The organism is Pseudomonas phytophila (genome assembly GCF_025643095.1).
GTDB classification, from domain to species: Bacteria; Pseudomonadota; Gammaproteobacteria; order Pseudomonadales; family Pseudomonadaceae; genus Aquipseudomonas; species Aquipseudomonas quasicaspiana.
Window position 1 is genome coordinate 6,259,405 of sequence record NZ_CP081201.1, and the last position, 24,740, is coordinate 6,284,144.

21 protein-coding genes are annotated in these 24,740 nt (G+C 57.2%); 13 read left to right on the forward strand and 8 right to left on the reverse strand.

What is annotated here, in order from left to right; translation table 11 throughout:
• Positions 1-70 precede the first annotated feature (70 nt).
• The 4 genes from K3169_RS28260 to K3169_RS28275 all read left to right on the forward strand — a co-directional run bounded on the left by K3169_RS28260 (position 71) and on the right by K3169_RS28275 (position 5,136).
• Positions 71-958 carry a LysR family transcriptional regulator gene (locus tag K3169_RS28260; protein ID WP_027899930.1) on the forward strand — a complete coding sequence of 296 codons (888 nt, stop codon included), beginning with the start codon at positions 71-73 and terminating at the stop codon, positions 956-958.
• Between the two features lie 94 nt (positions 959-1,052).
• Entirely contained in the window at positions 1,053-1,892 is an 840-nt protein-coding gene (gene fdhD / locus K3169_RS28265) for a formate dehydrogenase accessory sulfurtransferase FdhD (RefSeq protein WP_231675370.1), read from the forward strand.
• Positions 1,889-4,225 carry an FdhF/YdeP family oxidoreductase gene (locus tag K3169_RS28270; protein ID WP_231675371.1) on the forward strand — a complete coding sequence of 779 codons (2,337 nt, stop codon included), beginning with the start codon at positions 1,889-1,891 and terminating at the stop codon, positions 4,223-4,225. Before fdhD ends, K3169_RS28270 begins: the two co-directional genes overlap by 4 nt.
• Before the next feature lie 449 nt (positions 4,226-4,674).
• Positions 4,675-5,136: a YMGG-like glycine zipper-containing protein gene (locus K3169_RS28275; protein WP_027899927.1), complete on the forward strand. Its 462-nt coding sequence runs from the start codon at positions 4,675-4,677 to the stop codon at positions 5,134-5,136.
• Positions 5,137-5,193: 57 nt separating this feature from the next.
• On the opposite strand, the gene K3169_RS28280 is transcribed toward K3169_RS28275, so the two are convergent.
• Positions 5,194-5,625 (reverse strand): acyl-CoA thioesterase, encoded by a 432-nt coding sequence (locus K3169_RS28280; RefSeq protein WP_027899926.1) that lies wholly within the window; start codon positions 5,623-5,625, stop codon positions 5,194-5,196.
• A gap of 137 nt (positions 5,626-5,762) precedes the next feature.
• The gene (locus K3169_RS28285) at positions 5,763-7,709 is read right to left on the reverse strand and encodes an ATP-dependent DNA helicase RecQ (protein WP_263269190.1); all 1,947 of its coding nucleotides are present in this window, start codon (positions 7,707-7,709) and stop codon (positions 5,763-5,765) included.
• A gap of 184 nt (positions 7,710-7,893) precedes the next feature.
• On the opposite strand from K3169_RS28285, the gene K3169_RS28290 reads away from it, so the two are divergent.
• On the forward strand, positions 7,894-8,709 hold the full coding sequence (locus K3169_RS28290; protein ID WP_231675373.1) for a hypothetical protein: 816 nt from the start codon (positions 7,894-7,896) through the stop codon (positions 8,707-8,709).
• 241 nt (positions 8,710-8,950) lie between these two features.
• Entirely contained in the window at positions 8,951-10,081 is a 1,131-nt protein-coding gene (locus tag K3169_RS28295; RefSeq protein WP_231675374.1) for a hypothetical protein, read from the forward strand.
• A gap of 367 nt (positions 10,082-10,448) precedes the next feature.
• On the opposite strand, the gene K3169_RS28300 is transcribed toward K3169_RS28295, so the two are convergent.
• From K3169_RS28300 to hslO, 3 genes are all read right to left on the reverse strand, one after another.
• A complete protein-coding gene (locus K3169_RS28300; RefSeq protein WP_411567022.1) occupies positions 10,449-10,658 on the reverse strand; it encodes a DUF6124 family protein in 210 nt (69 codons plus the stop codon).
• Positions 10,659-11,266: 608 nt separating this feature from the next.
• The gene (locus K3169_RS28305) at positions 11,267-12,808 is read right to left on the reverse strand and encodes a phosphoenolpyruvate carboxykinase (protein ID WP_099268390.1); all 1,542 of its coding nucleotides are present in this window, start codon (positions 12,806-12,808) and stop codon (positions 11,267-11,269) included.
• A 178-nt stretch (positions 12,809-12,986) separates the two neighbouring features.
• Positions 12,987-13,880, reverse strand: a complete 894-nt coding sequence (gene hslO / locus K3169_RS28310; RefSeq protein WP_027899921.1) for an Hsp33 family molecular chaperone HslO — start codon at positions 13,878-13,880, stop codon at positions 12,987-12,989.
• A gap of 102 nt (positions 13,881-13,982) precedes the next feature.
• Between hslO and K3169_RS28315 the strand changes: the two genes are divergently transcribed.
• The gene (locus K3169_RS28315; RefSeq protein ID WP_263269202.1) at positions 13,983-14,783 is read left to right on the forward strand and encodes a phosphatase PAP2 family protein; all 801 of its coding nucleotides are present in this window, start codon (positions 13,983-13,985) and stop codon (positions 14,781-14,783) included.
• Positions 14,784-14,898: 115 nt separating this feature from the next.
• Here the strand turns inward: K3169_RS28315 and K3169_RS28320 are convergent, their stop codons facing one another.
• The gene (locus K3169_RS28320) at positions 14,899-15,303 is read right to left on the reverse strand and encodes an RNA-binding S4 domain-containing protein (protein ID WP_099268388.1); all 405 of its coding nucleotides are present in this window, start codon (positions 15,301-15,303) and stop codon (positions 14,899-14,901) included.
• A 120-nt stretch (positions 15,304-15,423) separates the two neighbouring features.
• Here K3169_RS28320 and K3169_RS28325 point away from each other — a divergent pair, with 120 nt between their 5' ends.
• Genes K3169_RS28325 through rimK form a run of 3 tightly spaced genes read left to right on the forward strand, consistent with a single transcriptional unit; the run spans position 15,424 to position 17,607 of the window.
• On the forward strand, positions 15,424-16,206 hold the full coding sequence (locus K3169_RS28325) for an EAL domain-containing protein (RefSeq protein ID WP_255877433.1): 783 nt from the start codon (positions 15,424-15,426) through the stop codon (positions 16,204-16,206).
• A gap of 49 nt (positions 16,207-16,255) precedes the next feature.
• Positions 16,256-16,705 (forward strand): ATP-dependent zinc protease, encoded by a 450-nt coding sequence (locus tag K3169_RS28330; RefSeq protein WP_176470003.1) that lies wholly within the window; start codon positions 16,256-16,258, stop codon positions 16,703-16,705.
• Positions 16,702-17,607, forward strand: coding sequence for a 30S ribosomal protein S6--L-glutamate ligase (gene rimK, locus K3169_RS28335; protein WP_020293260.1), 906 nt, complete (start codon positions 16,702-16,704; stop codon positions 17,605-17,607). The genes K3169_RS28330 and rimK overlap by 4 nt, the downstream gene beginning before the upstream one ends.
• A 98-nt stretch (positions 17,608-17,705) precedes the next feature.
• On the opposite strand, the gene K3169_RS28340 is transcribed toward rimK, so the two are convergent.
• On the reverse strand, positions 17,706-19,028 hold the full coding sequence (locus K3169_RS28340) for an ATP-binding protein (RefSeq protein ID WP_099268386.1): 1,323 nt from the start codon (positions 19,026-19,028) through the stop codon (positions 17,706-17,708).
• Positions 19,029-19,195: 167 nt separating this feature from the next.
• On the reverse strand, positions 19,196-19,936 hold the full coding sequence (ompR, locus tag K3169_RS28345) for a two-component system response regulator OmpR (RefSeq protein ID WP_027902703.1): 741 nt from the start codon (positions 19,934-19,936) through the stop codon (positions 19,196-19,198).
• A 292-nt stretch (positions 19,937-20,228) separates the two neighbouring features.
• Between ompR and K3169_RS28350 the strand changes: the two genes are divergently transcribed.
• The 3 genes from K3169_RS28350 (at position 20,229) to gshA (ending at position 24,723) form a co-directional block, all read left to right on the forward strand.
• Positions 20,229-22,553, forward strand: a complete 2,325-nt coding sequence (locus tag K3169_RS28350; protein ID WP_099268385.1) for a Tex family protein — start codon at positions 20,229-20,231, stop codon at positions 22,551-22,553.
• Positions 22,553-22,936: a PaaI family thioesterase gene (locus K3169_RS28355; RefSeq protein WP_122806173.1), complete on the forward strand. Its 384-nt coding sequence runs from the start codon at positions 22,553-22,555 to the stop codon at positions 22,934-22,936. The genes K3169_RS28350 and K3169_RS28355 overlap by 1 nt, the downstream gene beginning before the upstream one ends.
• Before the next feature lie 197 nt (positions 22,937-23,133).
• Positions 23,134-24,723 carry a glutamate--cysteine ligase gene (gshA, locus tag K3169_RS28360; RefSeq protein WP_263269204.1) on the forward strand — a complete coding sequence of 530 codons (1,590 nt, stop codon included), beginning with the start codon at positions 23,134-23,136 and terminating at the stop codon, positions 24,721-24,723.
• The last annotated feature ends 17 nt before the right edge of the window (positions 24,724-24,740 follow it).

Consider the following 24,740-nt stretch of genomic DNA (forward strand, 5'->3'; position numbering starts at 1 on the left):
CGGCAGCCGACCGCCCATCCGACACATCAACAGGCTAGAATCATTCGCTTGCAGTACCAATGGAGCGAATATGGACATCAAACAACTCAAATTCCTGATCGCCCTCGATGAGACGAGGCACTTTGGCCAGGCTGCCGCACGTTGCAATATTACCCAGCCGACCCTGTCGATGCGCCTGCGGAACCTGGAAGAAGAGCTTGAGCTGCCACTGGTGGTTCGCGGACAGCGCTTCGAAGGCTTTACCGCCCCGGGCGAACGCGTGCTGGCGTGGGCACGTACAGTATTGGCGGCTTATGACGGCTTGCAGGCCGAGGCGGCTGCGTGTCGCGGCCACCTGGTCGGCACGCTGCGGATGGGCGTGGTGCCATTGTCGAGCTTCGACCCCCTGCCGTTATTACGGTTGCTGCATGAAAGCCATCCCAATCTGCGCTTCGAACTGTCAGCACTCAGCTCCGAACAGATCCTGGAACAATTAGCGAGCAATCGCATTGATCTGGGCGTTTCCTACATGGAACACCTGGACGGCGAACGTTTCGACTCCCTGACCCTGGCCGAAACCCGCATGGGCCTGCTTTACGATCATCGCCACTTCAGTTTTGGCGAGCAGCCGTTGACCTGGGCGGATCTGATTGAGCTGCCACTGGGCTTGTTGACCAGCGGCATGCACTTCCGCCAATCCATCGATCACAACTTTCACAGTCGCGGCCTGCAGTTCATTCCGATGCTGCAGACTGATGCCGTTCATCAGTTGCTTCAGGCCGTCCATGGCGGTTTCTGCTGCGCGATCATGCCGCTGGAAGGCGAGCTGGTGAACCTGACTGAGGATCTGCGTCTGCAACCCATCGATGACGCCCGCACCATGGCCCGTCTGGGCATGATCATGCGGCGCAGCGCACCTCGCTCGGTACTGGCTGAAGCGTGTTTTGCGCTCTACCAGAAACTCATGGAAAAACATTGATCGACGTCATCTATCAGTGCATTGGAACTAGCGATTAGACGATATCCGACAAGACGCCTAGTCTTGTGCGATATCACTCTGCCGGTACGTTCCCATGCACGCCAAGCGAACGGTCAGTACGGCGCCCGCAGAACTATCGCCCGCGCCCGCCGCAAGCCAGTCATACAGCTACTCGAACCTCGACCGCGATGTGTCGGCGCCTGCCGATCTCGCTGAAGAAGTAGCACTCGCCATCGCCTTTAACGGCATCAGCCAGGCAGTCATGCTGGTCACCCCGACCGACCTTGAAGACTTTGTGGTGGGCTTCAGCCTGGGCAGCGGCATCATCGCTTCGCCCGATGAAATCTACGATATCAAGCTCAGCGGCTGCGGTTCTGCGCAGCAGGCCGAAGTAGAAATCGCCAGCCGTGCCTTTTGGGACCTCAAACAGCAGCGTCGGCAAATGGCGGGGACCAGCGGCTGTGGCCTGTGCGGAGTGGAAGCTGTTGAACAGGCGCTGCCGGAACTGAATGTGTTGCCGGGTGCACCTCTACCGCCTATCGAATGGCTTGAGGGCTTGCGTCAGCGTATTGGTGAGTTCCAGCCGCTGGGTCGCCATTGCGGTGCGGTACACGCCGCCGTTTTCATGAATAACCAAGGGCAATTGCTGCTGGGCCGGGAAGATATCGGTCGACACAACGCCCTCGATAAGTTGATTGGCGCTTTGGTGCGCCAGCAAATTCCAATAATCGGCGGCCTCGCCATCGTCACCAGCCGTTGCAGCCTGGAGTTGATCCAGAAAGTGCTGCGCGCCGGTATCCAGACGTTGGTCAGCTTGTCCTCGCCTACCGGCCTGGCCTTGCAGTGGGCACGTCGTCATAACCTGAACCTAATTCACCTGCCGCAACACAGTGCGCCGCGGGTTTATAGTCCCGTGATGGAGAATCAAGCATGAGCCTGCATAAAGAAGCCGACCAAAAACCAGTCCCGCGCTACAAGCCCTACAAAGGTGCCGCCGGTGGCTGGGGCGCACTGATCAGTGTGACTCATGCATGGCTGACCAGCGACAACGCACTGAAAAACCTGCGCATGATGCTCAAGACCAACCAGAACGGCGGCTTTGACTGCCCAGGTTGCGCGTGGGGTGATTCGCCAGAAAGCGGCATGGTGAAGTTCTGCGAAAACGGCGCCAAAGCAGTGAACTGGGAAGCGACCAAACGTCGTGTCGACCCGTCCTTCTTTGCCCGCTACAGCGTCAGCGCCTTGCGCGAGCAAAGCGACTACTGGCTCGAATATCAGGGCCGCCTGACCGAGCCTATGGTTTATGACGCCGAAACCGATCGCTACAAGCCGATCAGCTGGGACGACTCTTTTGCCCTGATCGCCAAGCACCTCAAAGCCTTGCCGAACCCAAACATGGCCGAGTTCTACACCTCGGGCCGGGCCAGCAACGAAGCCGCTTACCTGTATCAGCTGTTCGTTCGTGCCTACGGCACCAACAACTTCCCTGACTGCTCGAACATGTGCCACGAAGCCAGCGGCGTTGCATTGTCGCAAAGCGTTGGCGTCGGCAAAGGCACGGTGACCTTCGACGACTTTGAACATGCCGATGCGATTTTCGTCTGGGGCCAGAACCCTGGCACCAACCACCCACGCATGCTTGAACCTCTGCGTGAAGCCGTTCAACGCGGTGCTCAGGTGGTGTGCGTCAACCCGCTCAAAGAGCGTGGCCTGGAGCGCTTCCAGCATCCGCAACACCCGATCGAAATGCTCACCAACGGTGATCGTCCAACCAACACCGCCTATTTCCGTCCCGCACTGGGTGGTGACATGGCGCTGTTGCGCGGCATGGCCAAGTTCCTGCTTCAATGGGAACGCGATGCGCAGGCGGCCAATGAGCCGTCAGTGTTCGACCACGCCTTCCTTAACGAACACACCCATGGTGTGCTCGACTACCTGGCGACTATCGACGACACCCCATGGGACAAGATCGTCGAGCAGTCTGGCCTGACGCTGGCGGATATCGAAAAGTCCGCGCGAATGTACCTCAAGGGCAAGAACGTCATCATGTGCTGGGCGATGGGCATCACCCAGCACCGCCACTCGGTGGCGACCATTCAGGAAATCGCCAACCTTATGCTGCTGCGCGGCAACATTGGCCGCCCAGGCGCTGGCCTGTGCCCGGTGCGTGGCCACAGTAACGTGCAGGGCGACCGCACCATGGGCATCAACGAGCGTCCACCGGCGTTTTTCCTTGATGCGCTGGAACGTCGTTTCCAGTTCAAAGTCCCGCGTGAAAACGGCCACAACGTGGTTGAAGCGATCCACGCCATGGCCGAAGGCCGCGCCAAAGTCTTCATCGCACTGGGCGGCAACTTCGCCCAGGCGACGCCGGACAGCGCCCGCACCGTTGCTGCTCTCAGCAACTGCGACCTGACCGTACAGATCAGTACCAAACTCAACCGCAGCCACTTGAGCCACGGTAAGGAAGCGTTGATCCTGCCGTGCTTTGGCCGTACCGACATCGACATACAGGCCAACGGTCCGCAAGCCGTTACCGTTGAAGACTCATTCAGCATGGTTCACGCCTCCAACGGCCAGCTGCAACCGTCGTCCCGTCAAATGCGTTCGGAACCTGCAATCCTTGCGGGCATTGCCAACGCGACACTGGGCAAGCAGCCGGTGGACTGGCTGTGGCTGGTGGAAGATTACAACCGCATCCGCGAGCTGATTGCCGACACCATTCCAGGCTTCAAAGACTTCAATCAGCGTCTGGAGCATCCAGGTGGCTTCTACCTGGGCAACGCCGCAGGCGCTCGTCGCTGGAACACCGCAACCGAACGCGCCAACTTCAAGCCCAACATGCTGCCGCTTGATCTGGTGCACGCCAGCGTGCGCTCCACAGGTCAGGAGCCTGATCTGATCATGCAGTCCATGCGCTCCCACGATCAGTACAACACCACTATTTATGGCCTGGACGACCGTTATCGCGGCGTGAAGGGTCAGCGTGATGTTGTGTTCGTCAACGAAGCCGACATCATTCGCCTTGGCTACCAGCCAGGGCAGAAGGTTGATCTGATTTCGATCTGGGGTGATGGTCGCGAGCGCCGTGTGAAGAACTTCACCTTGCTGGCTTTCGACATTCCCGCAGGTCAAGCTGCCGCGTACTACCCAGAGGTCAACCCGTTGGTACCACTGGAAAGCGTTGGGGATGGCAGCAGCACGCCAACCTCGAAGTTCGTGGCGATCAAGCTGGAGCGTTCGGCTGAGTCGGCACGGATTGTTTGATCAGGGTTTAGCCTGATCCCATTGGGGAAATACATAACCCTGTGGGAGCGGATTTATCCGCGAAGAGGCCGGCACAGGCGATACACCTGTGTCGCTCTGAAAGCCGCTTTCGCGAATGAATTCGCTCCCACAGGGCCGACGTACCCCGTAGGAACGGCTTTAGCCGGGAGGACGTCGGGACATTCGCGACATATTCTTCGTCAAAACTATTGCTCTCCCGGCTAAAGCCGGTCCTGCAGAAGTTATTTCGCAGTCACAAAAAAAAGGCCCGTTTCGCGAGAAACGGGCCTTGATCAAGTAAGCTCAGACTGTCAAAAACCACTTAAGTTCCTGAGCAAAAACAGTAACTTAGGTATTTGTGTGGCAGTCGTGTTACTCGTCGGATTTGCGTTGCCACAATCTCGGCAGAACCTCAGCATCGGCGCCGTCATCCCTTTGAGGTTCATTGCATGAAGTATTCCTCGATTCTGTTGTTGTCACTCACTCTGGCCAGTGGTCTCGCCTCAGCAGGCGGTACGGTTGAGTCGGGTGTGGGCGGTGCATTGGGTGGGGTACTCGGTTCCGTTGTCGGCCAACAACTGGGCGGCAACACAGGTGCAGCGATTGGCGCAGGCCTGGGTGGCGCAGGTGGCGCGGCCGTGGGTGCCGACCGTCGCAGCCGTACAGAAGCAGCCATTGGCGGCGGTCTGGGCGCTGCGGGCGGTAACGTGATCGGTCGTAGCGTGGGCGGCAGCACTGGCAGCCTGGTCGGCGCAGCCGCAGGTGGCGGTGCTGGTGGTGCACTGGGTAACTACATGGGCAACGAAAGCCGCGCCGATGATCGTGATAACCGTCGCTATCGTGGTGACCGTGGTCCACGTGGACACGCTCATGGCCACCGTAAAAACAAACACCACTACCGTCATCGTTAAGTGACGTGTTTGACCTGACAAACACACTGGCCGCCCATGAAGCGGCCAGTGTTGTTTTCAGACCACTAAAGCCTGCAACGCCTCGCGCAGCGTCTCAGGTATGGATACCGGCAGATTGGACCCCCGATCTACAAACACGTGAACAAAGCGCCCCGCCGCACAAGCCTCATCTTCCCCAGCCTTGAACACCGCCAACTCGTACTGCACAGAGCTGTTGCCCAGCTTCGCAACCCGCAAGCCGACCTCGATCAGCTGGGGATAGGCAATCGACGCAAAGTAATCGCACGACGAACTCACCACAAAGCCCACCACCGAACCGTCATGAATATCCAGCCCACCGCGCTCTATCAGGTAGGTGTTCACAGCACTGTCGAAAAAGCTGTAGTAGGTCACGTTGTTCACATGGCCGTAGATATCGTTGTCGTGCCAACGCGTGGTGATGGGCTGGAAGTGACGGTAGTCGGCGCGTTGCGGGGTTGTGTTGGTCATAGGCATTTTCCGAAAGGGTCGAGTTTTTTGTGGGAGCGAGGCTTGCCCGCGATAAACGATAACTCGGTCCATGTCTCTAAATTAGGTTGACCTTATCGCGGGCAAGCCTCGCTCCCACAAAGGAATTGCATTCCAATTCAATCAGTCGTGCGCTCTTTAAGATTAACCCGCACCCAATCCCTCACCGCCGCATAAGGGTAATCCTCCAGCTGACCAAAGCCCGGTATCCCTCGCGCTTTGAGTTTGGTGAACAACGGCACGCTGATGCCACACAGGAATCGAGTCACGCAATCAGCACTCGGAAGATGGTCTCTGTACTCCTGATGCTTGAGGATGAACGCACCGCACAGCTGTTCGAAGCTCTGCGCTTCCAGCGGTGCCAACGCAGGAGGCTCCGGCAACCGCGCGACATGCCCGGTACAGACTGAGCAGTGCCCGCAGCGGCGTGGCGCCTTGTGATCACCGAAGTAATCCGCCAGCCGACTGCTTAAGCATTGCTCACTGGCGAACAGTTCAAGCATCGCGTGGATCCGCTTGACTTCCGAGGTCTCATGCTCGCTGAAGTACTCATGCAGCTCGACGCTAAGTGCCTCAGCATCAAAATCGGTAACCAGCAGGCTGTAGACCTCAGTCATCTGCTTGCTTTCCAGCTCGATCCAGCCTTTCTCCTGAAAATAGTCCAGCGCTGTTACCACCCGTCCACGCTCGGCCTGATACTGCTGATACATCGCATCGAAATCCACCGTCGCCCAGGTTCGCGCCCGTGTGGACGTCGCAACCAAAGCCTCGACAAACTGCCGACGCTCCCCTTCGAAACGCTCCACCAGCGCCTCCGGCTCGATCAGGAACTTGAAGCGGTATTCCGCGAAATAGGCATAGCGCGGCGCGATAATGCCGCGCAACTCCAGTTGCACCAACAAGGTTTTCAGCGGCAGTTGGCGAATATTGGCCTGCTCCGCCAATGGTCCAAGCAGAAATTCCCACTGCCCTTGCGGACCGGCATCCAGTAAATCTTCAAGGACATAACGAATGCCGAACAACTCCGGCGTATCGCCGTAAACGAAGTTTTCCAGCACATTGAGGCTGTCGCGATTGGCTAAAACAAGGCAATCAGACGGGGCGCCGTCACGCCCGGCGCGGCCGATTTCCTGGCTGTAGTTCTCAATGGATTTGGGCAGATCGAAATGCACCACGTTGCGGATATCGCTCTTGTCGATGCCCATGCCGAACGCAATGGTTGCCACAATGCAATTGAGCTGGCCGTCCATGAACTGCTGCTGGATAGACTCGCGCTGATCGTGGGGCAACCCTGCGTGATAAGCACTGGCCGCAATGCCGTTCTGCGCCAGGTGCGCAGCGGTGTACTCGGCGGTTTTCTGCAGCGTGACGTAGACGATAGTCGGCTGATCGGGCTTGGCGCCCAGCCACTCCACCAGTCGGCGCCGTTTGTCCCACCCGGTCACGGGTTCGACCCACAGATTCAGGTTGGAGCGATAGAACCCTGTGATGACCACATCCTGCGGCTCGATGGCGAACTTGGCCTGCATGTCGTCAATGACCTGCGGCGTGGCGGTAGCAGTGAGGAGCAGCGCCTGAGGGATATTAAATTCGCGCTGGTAGTCCGGCAGCTTGAGATAGTCGGGCCGAAAGTTATGGCCCCATTCAGAGATACAGTGAGCCTCGTCGACCACTAATAACGAGATCGGCACCTGCGAGATAAAGTGGCGAAAGCGCTCATTCTTCAATCGCTCAACGGAAATCATCAGGATCTTCAGCTCACCTGAGCGCGCCCGGGCCATGACCTGTGAAACGTCATCACGACTCTGTGCTGAATCAATGCTGGCTGCCGAAATACCGTGGCGCTGCAGAAATGCCAATTGATCCTGTATCAGCGCCAGCAACGGCGAAACCACCAGTGTCAGATGCGGAAGCATCAGCGCAGGCAGTTGATAACACAACGACTTGCCCGACCCTGTCGGGAAAATAGCCGCCGCAGAGCGCCCCGCTAACACGGCACTGATAGCGGCTTCCTGCCCCGGACGAAACTCTGAATACCCGAAAACCTGTTCAAGACGCTTGTACATAAGCTGCCACTCCATTGACCTCGACCAAGGTGCGAGACCTTAGCGCGGTCAGCTTGGTCAGAAAACAACCAAAGCATTACAAAAATGAATAAGGATACAGACAAGCACTACTAGCAAAAGGCTATTTACAAGGTTTAACCTTCGCCATCACACGCAGCTTTGCCAAAGGCGAAGGAAACAGGGAATGGAATCCAGCAAACAGCCAAACGACGATGGATCTACCCACATCCAGCGCCTGACACCTGGCAAGGTTGACGTTGTATTGGGCGCTCATCCGCGCAAACGCAGGCATGAACGTCGGCCCAAAGGCACAGGCTATTCAAAATGGCTGATAGTGCTGGCGCTTGCGGTGTTTGCCGGATACCTGCTGTTTCCCCGTACGAAACCTCAAGCTCAGCCTTTGATTGAAAAACCTCTACCCACCGCAGAACAACCGCCGCAGGCCTTGATACCGTCTGCGCCACAGCCTGTTGCAGCCCAGGCTCCGGAACCTTACATCGGACCCAATGTGGTCCGACGGGAATTGCCAGCGCCAGGCGTCCAGCCTCTGGACGAGTGCATGAAGAACGGCAACGTGATCGACGAAACGGTCCTCAACTGCCGTTTTGGCCAGGTTCCAAAGGCGGCTGAGCGAGAACCGGCCAAAGGCATGGTGTCATCAAGGTACCTGGCGGACTACAAATCCGACATCGCCCGCTCCAACACCGAACGTCCGACCAAACCCTTCAGCGTTGCCAGCGTCAGCTTCAGGGCTGTGGACAGTCGCAGCCGCTATCACGCCGATTTTCGAGTGTTCAACAACCACATTGAAAACAGCAGTGTGTGCATGAACTTCAGCAAAGGCAGCGTCGAAAATCGCGAGTGCCGCCGCGCCGCTGTGGTGTTCTTCAAGGAGTCCTGCCTGGAGTGGACCAAACGCGCTGCCAGAGACCGGGATGAACAAAGCAAGCAGACTCAGGAACGCTATTGCGAAGCCAACAGGACGTTTGAGGCGGGGTAGAGCGAAACTGGAAAGCGATCCCTGTAGAAGCTGCCGAAGGCTGCGATAGCGGTGTCGGGGCACAAGGTGATCTGCTGAAAAATACCATTTCAAATAAAACTTTTTGATTAGACCCTCCGTGTTATCAACCGTTATTCAGTTAAACCGGGCAGCCAACAACATCGAGTAACAACACCCTCGGCTCGAATTAAAATACTCATCTAGTCTCCTCCTTACTCATCAAAAAACACGGAGGTTTCTCATGAGTGTATTTACGATTTTCTTTTGCGGCACAGGTTCTACCAAATATGACACGTTGAACAACAACTACTGGAATGGTGAGTTAATCGCAACGTTGGCCAGTAATATGAACAATAGAGAGTTCGCCGACTGGGTCGTGATTGATGGGCCAGGCAGTGGCAATCTACAAGCAGACGAATTGTTTACTGAATCCAAAGGTTACGGCTGGACCGGCACTGCATTTGGTAAGGGTTGGTACGAAAACGTGCAGCATGCGATCAACCTCATCAAAGGTAAGGCCGACTGGAAGCGCACCAAACTGACCGAGGTCGAATACAACCGGCTGAAAGCCGCCGGGCTGCCGATCCAGGATTGGCAAGAGCCAACGTCCTGGCTGTGGCGTCACTATGAATACGGCGACCGCAAGGTTACACCGCAAGATCTGCAGGAAAAGATCATCAAGATCTTTCGCAAAGGCGGGCTGATACCGACTCAAGTCAACCTGGTCGGCTGGAGCCGTGGCGGTGTGAGCTGCCACATGCTGGCGAATGCTATGGCGGGTGATCCGGCTCTACGTCATATTCCGGTCAATATTTTCGCGGTTGACCCGGTTCCGGGCCCTTTGAACTTCCAGCTTGAGAAAGTTGCTCTCGGGAAAAACGTTAAAGAGTACGTTGGCTTTTTCGCTCGGGACGAACGATCCAAAGGCTTCTCGTGCGTTATTCCCAAGACCGACCCCTCGACCAAGGTAAGCATTTTCCCCATGGCTGGGCGTCACGCGACGCTGGTGGGTAATGCATCCCTCAAAGGCTCCGATGGTCCCGGTTCGCTAACAGAAGCGGGCCAGCTGGTCAGGCATTTCGCAGAGGTCTGCCTGACACGCTGGGGTGCTCCGCTGAACAAAAAACTGGGACTGTCGCCTGCAAAGGTCAGTGCTCTGCATCAAAGTATTGTCATGCACGAAGCGACATTTATCGCGATGCGCAAGTTCACCTACACCGGTCTGACCGAGCAAACCAAAGATGAACGTAGTGTCAGCCATGGCGATAAGGGCGCACATTTTTCGTCATTAACGGGCACAGCATTCACGCCACAACCGGGCTTGGCAGCATCGCTGGTTAAAGGCAATGAGGCTTATAAAGATATTCACTAATAAGCTTAGTTAGCTGGCTTGATTTTGAAACCGCCCTTCGGGGCGGTTTTTTTGAACTCACCTTACCGTTTATTAGTACTGTCAGTGAGCCTCGACATTCAAGTAAACGCTTACTCCAGGCAGCAGTTACGACTGCGTCCATGAGCCCACACTTGAGCAGACAACACCAGATCCCCGTGGGAGCGAATTCATTCGCGAAAGCGGTGTGTCAGACACAAGTATTTTTCAGGACGAACCCCCTTCGCGAATGAATTCGCTCCTACCGGGATATCCCGTTGCAGTCCGGACCATTGTGAGTTGGCTGATCAAAGCAAACCCGCTCCGCTTTCAAGCCCGCAGGGCTTTGACCGCTTGATTCATCCAGCCTCTACCTCGCCTCTACCCCTTCCAAAGGGCGCTCCACTAACGCCTGAGCCATCTCGACCAGATGCATGACCGAGAATGCCAGATCACGTTTTCGCCCGGAAAGTTGATCGCTGGATTCATAAGCCGTGGCGGCTGCGCAACGCAGAAGGTCGCTGGCACGTGAAAGGTTTTCTTCGAGGTTGATGGATAAATCAGAAGTGTTTTTAAGCATGGTGAAGGTCCAAATCTGAGCAACTGGAGCCATCACTCGCCATTTCCACACGGCAAGAGGTGGCAGCTATGTACGGGGTGGAAAACCGGTCACCAAGCACACCCGGGTCAGACCGAAGTCTGCCCGCACACAGCTACCATAGAGCACTCTTCGTTTGTCGAGTTACTTGATGATACTTGTGCCTGGTCAATGCGGGTTTCCACACCCGACCGCTGATTTTGCAGCGACGGGAGGCAGGCTAGACCCATGATTTGGCAGGCACAAGCGGTTTGGATTCTCTCGGAAACTTCACTCAAGAGATAGAGAGCGATCCTTCGCAATCGTCACATTTCTTGTGGCGGACCGCCTAAAGCAAAGACCCAACGGCATCCCAGACGCCACCATGTCACCAACCACACCGAATCCCCGTGGGAGCGAATTCATTCGCGAAAGCGGTGTGTCCAGACACAGGTATTTTTCAGGACTACCCCTTCGCGAATGAATTCGCTCCTACCGGGAGGTCCCGTTTCAGTCCACGCCATTGAGCAGGTTAATGAAAGTGAACTTGCCCACTTTCAAACCCACAAAAAAACCGCCCCGAAGGGCGGTTTTTGTTCAGCCAGTCCGTATTACAACTGTGGACCCGCTGCCTTGATCGCGTCGCTCACTTCGAACTTCTTGAAGTTCTCAACGAACAGGCCAGCCAAGGCTTTGGCGGCTTCGTCGTAGGCAGCTTTGTCAGCCCAGGTATTACGTGGGTTGAGCAGGCCGGTTTCAACGCCCGGTACGGCCAATGGCACGTCGAGGTTGATGGTGTCGAGGTGCTCGGTGGCAGCACCGATCAACGCGCCGCTCTGGATCGCTGCAATCACGCCACGGGTGGTCGGAATGTTGAAGCGCTTGCCAACGCCGTAGCCACCGCCAGTCCAGCCGGTATTAACCAGGTAGACCTTGGAACCGAAACCGCGGATACGCTTGATCAGCAGCTCCGCGTACTCGCCAGCCGGACGCGGGAAGAACGGAGCGCCGAAGCAGGTGGAGAACGTCGACTTGATGCCGCTGCCCGAACCCATTTCAGTGGAACCCACCAGTGCGGTGTAACCCGACAGGAAGTGATAGGCCGCTTGTTCTTCGCTGAGGATCGACACTGGCGGCAGTACACCGGTCAGGTCGCAGGTCAGGAAGATCACAGCGTTTGGTTCGCCACCGAGGTTTTTCTCGGAGCGCTTTTCAACGTGCTCAAGCGGGTAAGCCGCGCGGCTGTTCTGGGTCAGGCTACCGTCGGCGTAATCAGCCTTCTTGGTATCGTCCAGTACAACGTTTTCCAGCACTGCGCCATGCTTGATGGCTTTCCAGATAACAGGCTCGTTCTTCTCGGAGAGGTCGATGCACTTGGCATAGCAACCGCCTTCGATATTGAACACCACGCCTTCACCCCAGCCGTGCTCGTCGTCACCGATCAGGTAGCGGCTTTCGTCAGCAGACAGTGTGGTTTTGCCGGTACCGGACAGGCCGAAGAACAGCGTGACGTCACCCTCTTCGCCGATGTTGGCCGCGCAGTGCATTGGCAGCACGTCAGAGGCCGGCAGCAGGAAGTTCTGCACCGAGAACATGGCTTTTTTCATCTCACCGGCGTAACGCATGCCAGCGATCAATACTTTCTTTTGCGCGAAGTTGATGATCACGCAACCGTCTGAGTTGGTGCCGTCACGCTCTGGAACACATTCGAAGTTGGCAACGTTCAGGACTTGCCACTCTTGACGACCCGCCGGGTTGTACTGAGCCGGGTTGATGAAGAGGCAGCGACCGAACATGTTCTGCCAGGCAGTCTGAGTGGTCATTTTCACAGCAAGGTAGTGGTCTTCAGCAGCGCCTACATGCACGTGAGAAACGAAATGCTCTTGTGCATTGTTGAACGCTTGAACGCGCTCCCACAAAGCGTCGAATTTGTCAGCCGGGAACTTGCGGTTGATCGGGCCCCAAGCGATTGCATCCTGAGTGCTTGGCTCTTCAACGATGAAACGATCGACCGGCGAACGGCCAGTGCGATGGCCTGTTCTCACAACCAGAGCGCCAGTGTCGGAAAGTTCGCCTTCGCCGCGGGCAAGCGCTTGCTTGACCAGGTCGTCGATGCTCAGATCGGTGTACACAGCGTTGTTGGTTTGAGTCATGAGGGTCCCCGTCGGCCAGTGGCCGAGTGCTCCAAACGGTTTTGTAGTAAAAAAACAACCACTACTACAGCGGAAAAGTGGGCCGGATTATGCCAGAAAAGCCCAAGAATGGTAGGCCTCCCGTCAGAACCGCCTCACCGCTGCCCACAGCATGTAGTAAGGCGTAATCCGTGCTTGATTAGTGGCGCGTATCAGATGGCGAGTCGACCCCACCCCCAGCGAAGAGCTGAGCGATATCAGTGGCATCGAAAAGATAGCGCTGATTGCAGAACTGGCAGTCGATTTCGACACTGCCACCATGCTCGATAACCAGTTGCTGCGCATCTTCCAGTCCAAGACTGACCAGCGCATTGGCCGAACGTTCCCGGGAGCAACTGCAACGGAAGCAGAGCGGCTGCACCTCAAACATCCTTACCGGATCCTGATGGAACAGCCTGTGCAGTACCGTTTCATTGTCCAGGCTCAGTAATTCCTCGGCTGTCAGGGTGCTGGCGAGCGTGGTGACATGCTCCCAGGTGGCGTCGCGCTCTTCCGGATCGGTCTGATGCGCCACTGGCAATTGTTGCAGCAGCAAGCCTCGTGCGCGGTGCCCGTCAGCCTTGAGCCAGAAACGCGTGCCCAGTTGCTCGGACATCACGAAGTAGCTCGACAGACTCTCAGAAAGGTCAACGCCATCCAGAGCGACGATGCCCTGGTAGCGCTTGCCCTTTTTCGGGTCGATGGTCATGGCCAGAGAGCCGTCCGGCATCAGGTCCTGCAGACCGGCGCCGGGTGTCACCAGTGCCTCGTCATACCGAGCAATGCCGCGCAGCTCGCGCTCGCTGGAGCACTCAACCATCAGCAGGGGAACCGCACCGCTGGAGCGTGCCTGAAGAATCAGCAAACCTTCGAATTTCAAGGTGCCCACCAACAACGCCGCAGCGGCCAGAAGCTCGCCAAGCAGTTGCGCGACGGGCTCCGGATAGGGATGTTTGGCCAGGACCTCGGCATAGCTGCGCTCAAGCGCGACCAGTTCACCGCGAACATCGCTTTCGTCAAAAATGAAGCGCTGGGAGTACTCGATATCAGTCATGGGGGAAGGTATCTGAATTGATGACAAATTGATGACAAGCGTCTATAAAGCGCCGTTTCGTGCGTCTGTAACGCGCCTTGCCATGAGAATAAGGGCCATTTTATGGGCTATCCCACACTCTTCCAAGCGAAGTGGAACATCAGCCGATTCGTGCTGTGCAATTTGATCGCCCTAGGGCTACTGGGGATCTGGATATGGCCAACCGGCCATGCCCTGTTCAACCAGTTTGATGAAGGGCTGTTTCACTTACTCAATCAGCCTCTTGAGCAGAACGTAGTGTGGCGGTCCATATGGACAGTTGCCAGTATGCGTCCTTTCGATGCCGTGGTCGGCTTGATCCTGCTATGCCTGCTGATCAAAGGTGACTGGGTCTTCAAAACCGTTCAGGTGCGTGCAGCGCTGTTTGGATTCGTTTCGATCCTGCTCTTGCTGTTGGTCATTCGCACACTCTTTTCCAAATGGCTGGATCATTCGAGCCTGCAACACGACAGCCCTTCAATGGTGCTGGAGGGCGCCATTCGCTTGAGCGAAATGTACCCTCATCTGGAGAAGGCCTGGGAACTCAAAGACCGTTCCAGCCAAAGCTTCCCGGGCGATCATGCATCGGTGCTGTTGATCTGGGCGATGTTCATGACGGTGTTCAGCCGCACACTGGTTCAGCGTGTTGTGATCTGGGGACTGGCGCTGCTGTTCATGATGCCTCGCCTGGTGGCCGGGGCTCACTGGGGACAGGACGACTATATTGGCGGTGTACTGATCGCTCTGCTCGCGTTGGGCTGGGGTTATTACACGCCGTTCGCAGCGGTGATGAGCAATTTCTGGCTGAAGGTTACAGCGCCGATTTTCACGCTGTTCGAGAAGTTACCGGTGGTGAGCCGTATGAGTGTGGTGCGCGAGTATTGAAAAACCCCTGATCCAGTGAGACCGAATTTATTCGGGAAGGCGGCATGTCAGGCGCAGCATATGTTGGCCCCTTCGCGAATGAATTCGCTCCCACAGGGTTTGGCCTGGTTTCACCTCAATCGCGCACCGCTCCACGAAAATCGAACAGTTGCCGACGCTGCTTCTTGGTCGGTTTGCCGTCTGTAGTGACTCCAAGATTGCCGGCTTTGCGTAGCGCGGCTTGGTTTTCGCGCTTGGTGATACTTTCCGGGGTTTCGCTGTACAGGGTCTGCGCCTCGGGGGCACCGCGGCGCACGACAGACAACGCCTCAACCACTACCGTGCGCTCATCAAAACCAGTACGGATCTGAAACTGATCACCGATATGCGGTTCCTTGCCGGGCTTGCAACGCTCGCCCCTGCAGTGCACCTTACCGCTTTCAATTGCCGCCTTTGCCAAAGCACGCGTTTTGTAAAAGCGCGCAGCCCAGAGCCACTTGTCCAGACGGACGTTATCTTCTTCGTCTGACTTTTGAGCCATATGAATTCCTCAATCAGGTAGTAGTCTGACTTTACTACGTCAGGAGCACTGTGCAGGGAGCGATTGCGACGATTAACCTGCCTTGTCGTCCCCCAGCAACTTTTATCAATGGAATGCGATATGACTGAATTTCCAACGTCATTGACTTCAAGCCCTGTCGGATGCGACGGCTGCCGGAACAGCCCCGATCTGGATTTTTCATTTGCATTCGCCTACCAGCCGATTGTGGATTTGCGCAGCCAGTCAGTCTTTGCTCACGAAGCACTCGTTAGAGGCATCAACGGCGAAGGAGCGCTCTCGATATTGAGTCAGGTTACGGACAAAAACCGCTATCGCTTTGATCAGCTGTGCCGCACCCACGCCATTGCAGGCGCAGCAGCGTTGGGAATGGAAGAACGGCTTTCGATCAACTTCCTGCCCAATGCGGTTTATCGACCCGAGCTGTGTATCCGCAGCACGCTTGAAGCAGCACGCCAGCACAATTTCCCGCTGGATCGGCTGATCTTCGAGACGATCGAAAGTGAGCACGTCGATAACAATCGCCATTTGACCAACATTCTGCGTGAATACCGCCAATTCGGTTTCATGACGGCCATCGACGATTTCGGCGCCGGATACTCGGGGCTGACCCTGCTCGCCGACTTTCAGCCGGACCTGATAAAACTCGACATGCAATTAATCAGAGATATTCACCGCGACCGCGCGCGTCAGGCTATCGTTCGCGGGGTTGTCACAATGTGTACGGAGTTAGGGGTTACAGTCATTGCCGAAGGCATCGAGTGTGCCGAAGAGCGGGACTTCCTCGCAGACTGCGGGATTTACCTGATGCAAGGTTACTGGTTCGCCAGGCCTGCATTCAAAGCATTGGCCCAGATCGATTCAGGGGTCTGGCAGAAAGCATAAGAAGTACGGAAATTCATTGAAAACATTTGATCATCTGACAGTCATCGGCCTGCGTGAGTGGGTGGCGCTGCCCGACCTTGGGGTAGCGGGCCTGCGGGCGAAAATCGATACCGGCGCGAGCACCTCAAGCCTGCACGCCACCGAAATCGAGCCGTTCGAACGCGACGGCCAGAAATGGGTTCGCTTCAACGCCCATCTGGGCACTGTGGTCCAGTTGCGCCATCGCCGTTGCGAAGCGCTGCTGGTCGCCATGAAAACCATAAAAAGCTCTAACGGTCATGCGCAGGTCCGCTATGTCATTCGCACCACCCTGGCTTTGGGTGATCGCGTCTGGCCTGTGGAATTCACGCTGGCCTGCCGCAAAGCAATGCGCTATCGCTTGCTGCTCGGCTCCAACGCCTTGATCGATGGCCAACTGGTCGTCAATCCAGGCATTACTTACGTTCAGGACAAACCGGTTTTTCCGGTCTCGACTACCTCTGCCACAGGTGCTGCATGAAGATCGCTGTGCTTTCGCGTAACCCGCGTCTGTATTCAACCCGTCGTCTGGTCGAAGCTGGTATTGAACGTGGCCATGAGATGGTGGTGATCGACACCCTGCGTGCCTACATGAATATCGCCAGCCACAAGCCGCAGATTCACTATCGCGGCAAACCGCTGGAAGGCTTCGATGCGGTGATCCCGCGGATCGGTGCTTCAGTGACTTTTTATGGCTGCGCTGTGTTGCGTCAGTTTGAAATGATGGGCGTTTTCCCGCTCAACGAATCGGTAGCCATCGCCCGTTCGCGGGACAAACTGCGTTCTCTGCAACTGCTCTCGCGTCGCGGGATCGGTTTGCCGGTGACAGGCTTTGCTCACTCTCCGGACGATATCCCTGACCTGATCCAGATGGTCAACGGCGCCCCGCTGGTGATCAAGGTGCTGGAAGGCACCCAGGGTATTGGCGTGGTGTTGTGCGAAACGGCAACGGCCGCCGAGTCGGTGATTGAGGCGTTTATGGGCCTCAAGCAGGACATCATGGTTCAGGAGTACATCAAGGAAGCGGGGGGCGCGGATATCCGTTGCTTCGTGGTCGGTGACAAGGTCATTGCGTCGATGAAACGTCAGGCCAAGCCCGGCGAGTTCCGCTCCAACCTGCACCGTGGCGGCAGCGCCAGCCTGATCAAGATCACACCAGAAGAACGCATGACCGCCATTCGCGCCGCCAAGGTCATGGGTTTGAGCGTCGCCGGTGTCGACATCCTGCGCTCCAATCATGGCCCGCTGGTGATGGAGGTCAACTCGTCGCCGGGGCTGGAGGGTATTGAAGTGACTACCAGCAAGGACGTGGCCGGGATGATCATCGAGTATCTGGAGAAAAACAGCGGCCCGCATATGACGCGGACCAAAGGGAAGGGTTGACTGCAGCGGCAAGCTGCAAGCAAGCCTCGCAGGCCTGCTGCAGCTTTAGGCTTTTAACTTACAGTTTGAAGCTTGAAGCTTGAAGCTTGAAGCTGCGCTTAAACCGCCCCTCTCGGCAACATCAGCCCCAACGGTAAGCGCACTCGCGCTTCCAGCCCACCGCCCGAACGATTGCGCAATTCGACGTTGCCGCCGTGCATTGCCGCGATGCGTTTGACGATGGCTAATCCCAATCCGGTCCCCTTGCCACTTCGAGCACGATCACCGCGAATGAACGGGTTGAAAATCACCTCAAGCTCCGACGGGTCAATCCCGGTCCCACGGTCCAGAACGCTCAGCACCACATAAGGCGCACTGGTGTCGCCGGACACATAAGCCGCAACCTCAATGCCATTGCCTGCGTGGTGCATGGCGTTGCCAATCAGGTTGGTGAGCAATCGCTTCATTGAAACGCGTCGCAATGGGAACGGCGGAATCGGCTCAAGGCACAGACGAATCTGCTCTTCAGGGTTCTCGGGATTGTTGAACGGCGCCACGACGTCACGCACCAGCTCGCTGAGGTCGACCTCTTCAATCTCTTCATCACGCCCGTCGCGAATGAACGCCATGAACTGATCAAGGATGGCATCCATATCTTCAATGTCGCGGACCATCCCTTCAGTCAGTTCGTTTTCGTCCTTCATCAACTCCAGCGACAGACGCAAACGGGTCAATGGGGTTCGCAGGTCATGGGACACGCCCGCCAGCATCAGTTCCCGCTCCTGCCCGGCCTGTTCGACGTCCTCGGCCATCTGGTTGAAGGCGCGGTAAACCTCGGTCATTTCACTAGGCGTGTCGCTGACCGGCAGCCGCACGCTGCGCCCCTGCCCTAACTGCCTCGCGGCAAACACCAAGCGTTTAAGAGGCTGGTTGAGTTGCCGGACGAAGATCCACGCCGAGGCTGTGGATAACAAACCAATCGCAAGGAACCAACCCAGCACACTCCAGATTTTCTGGCCACGCAATGGGTGCGGATACAGCGGTACTTTCAACCAGCCATCGCCCAGGCTTGGTGCCCGGACCCACAACGCAGGCGGCGCATGCACACGCAGACGCACTTCGGTGTCGGCGCCCAGCTCTGCTTGCATCTGCCGCTGATAGATTTCGCTGTAAGGCCAATGCTGCTCACCTTCCGGCACCCCGCCGCCCACTACGCGGATCAGGCCTGCCGCATCGGCAATCGCTTCCCGGTCATTCTCATTGGCCGCCCAATAGGCACGCAGGGTCAGCGCGACACCGTGGCTGTATTGCCGGTCGACCAGCACGTCCTCGTTCATCAACAGATAAACCAGGGTCAGCGCCTTTGAAAACAGCACGACGATGAGCACCAGCCAAAGGGTGCGGGAGAAGAAGCTTTGCGGGAACCAGAGCGGGGTTTTCATAGTTGCAGCTATACACTTTGCAGGAGCGAGCCAGGCTCGCAGGTTTGCGAAACGCGAACGACAGCCCGACGCCAGATCAACGAAAACCAAAACGTCGATAGCCCTGTTCGGGGCTATCGACGTGACTGGCAATCACCACAGCGGGCTGTGCTCCTAAAAGCGCTCGATTATCGTGTACCCGCACCGTCCGGAACGAATACATAACCAACACCCCAGACCGTTTGAATGTAGCGCGGTTTGGAAGGATCTGGCTCGATCAGACGACGCAGACGGGAAATCTGTACGTCGATCGAGCGCTCCAGCGCATCCCATTCACGGCCACGGGCCAGATTCATCAGCTTGTCGCGGGTCAGCGGTTCGCGAGCATGCATCACCAGCGCCTTGAGCACCGCAAACTCGCCAGTGGTGAGCATGTGTACCTCATCGCCACGCTTGAGTTCGCGAGTCGCCAGGGACAACTCGTAATCACCAAAGGTGACAGACTCGTCTTCGCTGCCCGGTGCGCCCGGTACAGGGGCGGCCTGACGACGCAATACAGCTTTGACACGCGCCATCAGTTCGTCAGGGTTGAAAGGCTTGGCCAGATAATCGTCAGCGCCCAGTTCGAGGCCTTTGATACGGCTCAGCTCATCGCCCTTGGCGGTCAGCATAATGATCGGTACTTGATTGTTTGCGGCACGCAGACGACGGCAGGCTGACAGCCCGTCTTCGCCCGGCAGCATCAGGTCAAGCACGACAAGATTGAAAACTTCGCGGGCCAGCAAGCGATCCATTTGCTCAACGTTGGCCACAGCACGGGCACGATAACCCTTGCTGGTGAAAAAACGCTCTAACAGGCTGCTCAAACCCGGATCGTCATCAACAATAAGGATTTTTTCGCCTTCGGCAGTTTGTGCAGTGCTGCTCATTCAGATGCTCCTTTGATCTCGGCCCGCATTATGGCGTAGCTGCTGTGATACGCACCGTGTGCATTGTTAGCAGATTTTACCGGGGCTGCCACTCACGCCTTGCTTTCCCCGAGCAAAAACAGTGCTTTTGTCGGCTCATCCCCTAAACGGACTCCGCTGGGTATAATGCGCCGCCCTCAAAGTCAGGCAGCGCCTGAACATGGCAGCTCGACAGTATTCTTGCGAAAGTCGGCCAGCGCAGCTCGCGGCCACTTTGTAATCAGGTATTTTGCTCACAACTCCAGGTGGTCTCATGGACAGCATCAACAGCCGCATCGCCGAAGAACTTGGCGTACGCCCACAACAGGTCGCAGCGGCCGTCGCCCTACTGGATGAAGGCTCTACCGTGCCTTTCATTTCCCGTTACCGCAAAGAAGTGACCGGCAGCCTCGATGACACGCAACTGCGTCATCTTGAAGAGCGCCTGCGCTACCTGCGCGAACTCGACGAGCGCCGCATCAGCATCCTTGCCAGCATCGAAGAGCAAGGCAAGCTGACCCCGGAGCTGGCCCGCGATATCAAACTCGCCGATACCAAGACCCGCCTCGAAGACTTGTATCTGCCTTACAAGCAAAAGCGCCGCACCAAGGGCCAGATCGCACTGGAAGCAGGCCTTGGCGAATTGGCCGACGGCCTGTTCAACGACCCGACGTTGAGCCCGGAAGCCGAAGCCGCACGCTTTGTGGACGCAGAAAAAGGCGTTGCCGACGTGAAAGCGGCGTTGGAAGGCGCGAAGTACATCCTCATGGAGCGTTTCGCCGAAGACGCCAGCCTGCTGGACAAACTGCGCAGCTTCCTCAAGCAGGAAGCCGTGATCAGTGCTCGTGTAGTGCCCGGCAAGGAAGAAGAAGGCGCCAAGTTCCGTGATTACTTCGAACACGACGAACCGCTGAAAAGCATGCCGTCGCACCGCGCACTGGCTATTTTCCGTGGCCGCAACGAAGGCTTCCTCAGTTCGGCGCTGAAAGTCGGTGAAGAACTGCCCGGCACCATGCACCCGTGCGAGCTGATGATCGGCGAGCGTTTTGGCCTGCAAAACCAGAACCGTCCGGCTGACAAGTGGTTGGCCGAAGTGGTGCGCTGGACCTGGAAGGTCAAGCTCTACAGTCATCTGGAAACCGACTTGCTGGGTGAGCTGCGCGATGGCGCGGAAACCGAAGCGATCAATGTTTTCGCCCATAACCTGCACGACCTGCTGCTCGCCGCACCAGCTGGCCCACGCGCCACACTGGGGCTGGACCCGGGCCTGCGCACCGGTTGCAAGGTCGCAGTGGTCGACTCCACCGGCAAGCTGCTGGATTACGCCACGGTTTACCCGCACGTTCCGAAAAACCAGTGGGACCAGACCATCGCTGTGCTGGCTGCACTCTGCGCCAAGCACGCGGTAGACCTGATCGCCATCGGCAACGGCACCGCCAGCCGCGAAACCGACAAGCTGGCCGCCGAACTGATCAAAAAATACCCAGGCCTGAAAATGACCAAGGTCATGGTCTCCGAAGCAGGCGCATCGGTTTATTCCGCGTCCGAGCTGGCTGCGAAGGAGTTCCCGGATCTGGACGTATCGATCCGTGGCGCGGTGTCTATCGCCCGCCGCCTGCAAGATCCGCTGGCCGAACTGGTGAAAATTGATCCGAAATCCATCGGTGTCGGTCAGTACCAGCACGACGTGTCACAGCTCAAGCTCGCGCGTGGCCTGGACGCTGTCGTCGAGGACTGCGTAAACGCCGTCGGCGTGGACGTGAACACCGCTTCGGTAGCCCTGTTGGCACGGATTTCCGGCCTCAACACGACACTGGCGCAGAACATCGTGGCGCACCGCGATGAAAACGGCGCATTCAAATCCCGCGCGGCGCTGAAAAAAGTCCCGCGTCTGGGCGAAAAAACCTTCGAACAGGCTGCTGGCTTCCTTCGCGTCATGAATGGCGATAACCCGCTGGACTCATCGGCCGTTCACCCGGAAGCCTATCCGCTGGTGAAGCGCATCGCGTCCGAAACAGACCGGGACATCCGTTCGCTGATCGGCGACGCCAGCTTCCTCAAGCGTCTGGACCCGAAAAAGTACACCGACGAAACCTTCGGTTTGCCAACTGTCACCGACATTCTGCAAGAACTTGAGAAGCCTGGCCGCGACCCGCGTCCGGAGTTCAAGACCGCCGAGTTTCAGGACGGCGTGGAAGATCTGAAGGATCTGCAGCCAGGCATGATCCTCGAAGGTGTTGTGACCAACGTCACCAACTTCGGTGCTTTCGTCGACATAGGCGTGCATCAGGACGGTCTGGTGCATATCTCGGCGCTGTCCGAGAAATTCATCAAAGACCCGCGTGAAGCGGTCAAGGCCGGCGATGTCGTCAAGGTCAAGGTCATGGAAGTCGACATCCCGCGCAAACGCGTGGGTCTGTCGATGCGCATGAGCGACACCCCAGGCGAGAAAGTCGATGGCGCTCGTGGTTCGCGCCCTGGCTCGGCACCGCGCCAGCAGCAAAGCAGCGCACCGCGCAAGGAAACCGCGACAGCAGCCCCGGCCAACAACGCCATGGCTTCTTTGTTCGCCAACGCCAAACAGCTGAAGAAGCGCTAATGGACATTCCGGCGGGCTACACCGAAAGCCCTTACTTCCGGGCGATAGGCTGTCAGCTGCGCCGCCTGGACGTGGGCGTCGCCGAAGTGGCCTTGCCGCTGGACGATCATCTGCGTAATCGAGGCAATGTGATGCACGGCGGGGCGATTTTCAGCCTCGTCGACATCGCCATGGGGCTGGCCTGTTCCAGCTCCCACGGGTTCGATCAGCGCAGCGTGACCATCGAATGCAAAATCAACTACATGCGTGGGGTATCGGAGGGCGAAGTGCTGTGCATCGCCAAGGTGCTGCACGCGGGCCGTCGCACGCTGGTGGTTGAAGCTGAAGTGCTGCAAGGCGAGAAACTTGTCGCCAAAGCACAAGGCACGTTCGCTGTCGTCTAGTACAGACAGGCCAAATTAAGGTAATTTCGGCGCTATTGAATAAGTGTCGGAATTTTCCATGCGCGCTGTGGCCAGAATGAGCTATCGGTAATGGCGTCGCAGAACCAAACCAGGCGACATCGCCAGTTAATCCTCACCCTTGTACACCGTCACATCCACCCCCATATTGGGGCGACTGACGCGTGAAGGAATCCAACTTGAGCGAACTTCTCAACCGCCGCCTGGCTTTGCTTAGCGAGCGCACTAACCTCTCCCTGCTGGAGCAGTGCCTGCACGGTATTGAGCGCGAATGCCTGCGCGTAACCGGCGATGCACAGCTGGCGCAGACACCGCACCCGCAAGCCCTTGGCGCAGCGCTGACTCACGGTCAGATCACCACGGACTATTCCGAATCGCTGTTGGAGTTCATTACTCCGGCACTGGCCAACCCGGTTGAAACCCTGGCCAGCCTGGATCAGATCCACCGCTTTGCTTACAACAAGCTGGGTAACGAGCTCCTCTGGAGCCCGTCGATGCCGTGTCCGCTGCCGGATGAAAAAGACATTCCGATTGCCTATTACGGCACCTCGAATATCGGCAAGCTCAAGTACGTCTATCGCAAAGGCCTGGCGCTGCGTTACGGCAAGACCATGCAATGCATTGCCGGCATCCACTACAACTTCTCGCTGCCGGAAAGCGTCTGGCCTCTGCTCAAGCAAACCGAGGATTTCGAGGGCGATGCCCGCGACTATCAATCCCATGCTTACATCGGCCTGATCCGTAACTTCCGTCGCTACAGCTGGCTGCTGATGTACCTGTTTGGGGCCTCTCCGGCGCTGGATGCAGGCTTTCTGCGTGGCCGCGCCCACAAGCTTGAACAGTTCGACGCCGACACGCTGTATCTGCCTTACGCGACCAGCCTGCGCATGAGCGACCTTGGCTATCAAAGCAACGCTCAGGCCGACCTGACGCCTTGCTACAACGACCTGATCAGCTACACCGACAGCCTGCGCAAAGCGGTCGCTACGCCTTACGCACCTTATGTCGAAGTGGGCACGCATAACGCTGAAGGCGAATGGGTCCAGCTCAACACCAACGTGTTGCAGATTGAAAACGAGTACTACTCCAACATTCGGCCTAAACGCGTCACTTATTCGGGTGAGCGCCCGATTCAGGCGCTGGTCGCCCGGGGCGTGCAATATGTTGAAGTTCGCTGCCTGGACATCAACCCGTTCCTGCCAACCGGCATCGATCTGCAGCAAGCCCGTTTCGTCGACGCTTTCGTGCTGTACTGCGCCCTGCAGGAAAGCCCGCAACTGGCCAATAACGAATGCCGTAACGCTGCATCGAATTTCCTGACCGTCGTCAAGGAAGGACGCCGCCCAGGCCTGGAACTCAATCGCAACGACGACACCATCGACCTGAAGGCATGGGCCTCCGAGCTATTGGAGAAGATCAAACCCATCGCGCAATTGCTGGATCAGGCCCAAGGCACTGACGAACACGTTGAATCCATCGCGGCGCAACAAGCCAAGGTCGATGACGCGTCACTGACCCCATCGGCGAAAGTGCTGGCGAGCATGAAGCAGCACAATGAAGGCTTTACGGCGTTCTCGCTGCGCCAGAGCCGTGCGCACGCTGAATACTTCCGCAGCAAGCCGCTGAGCGCTGAAGAACAGGCGCACTTCGAAGCACTGGCCAGCACTTCGATTGCCGAACAGGCAGAGCTGGAGCAAACCGAAGAACCGGTGGATTTCGACACCTTCGTCGGCGCGTATCAGGCGAGTATTTTGCGGATTAGTAACTGATTGATGTGAGTTGAAAT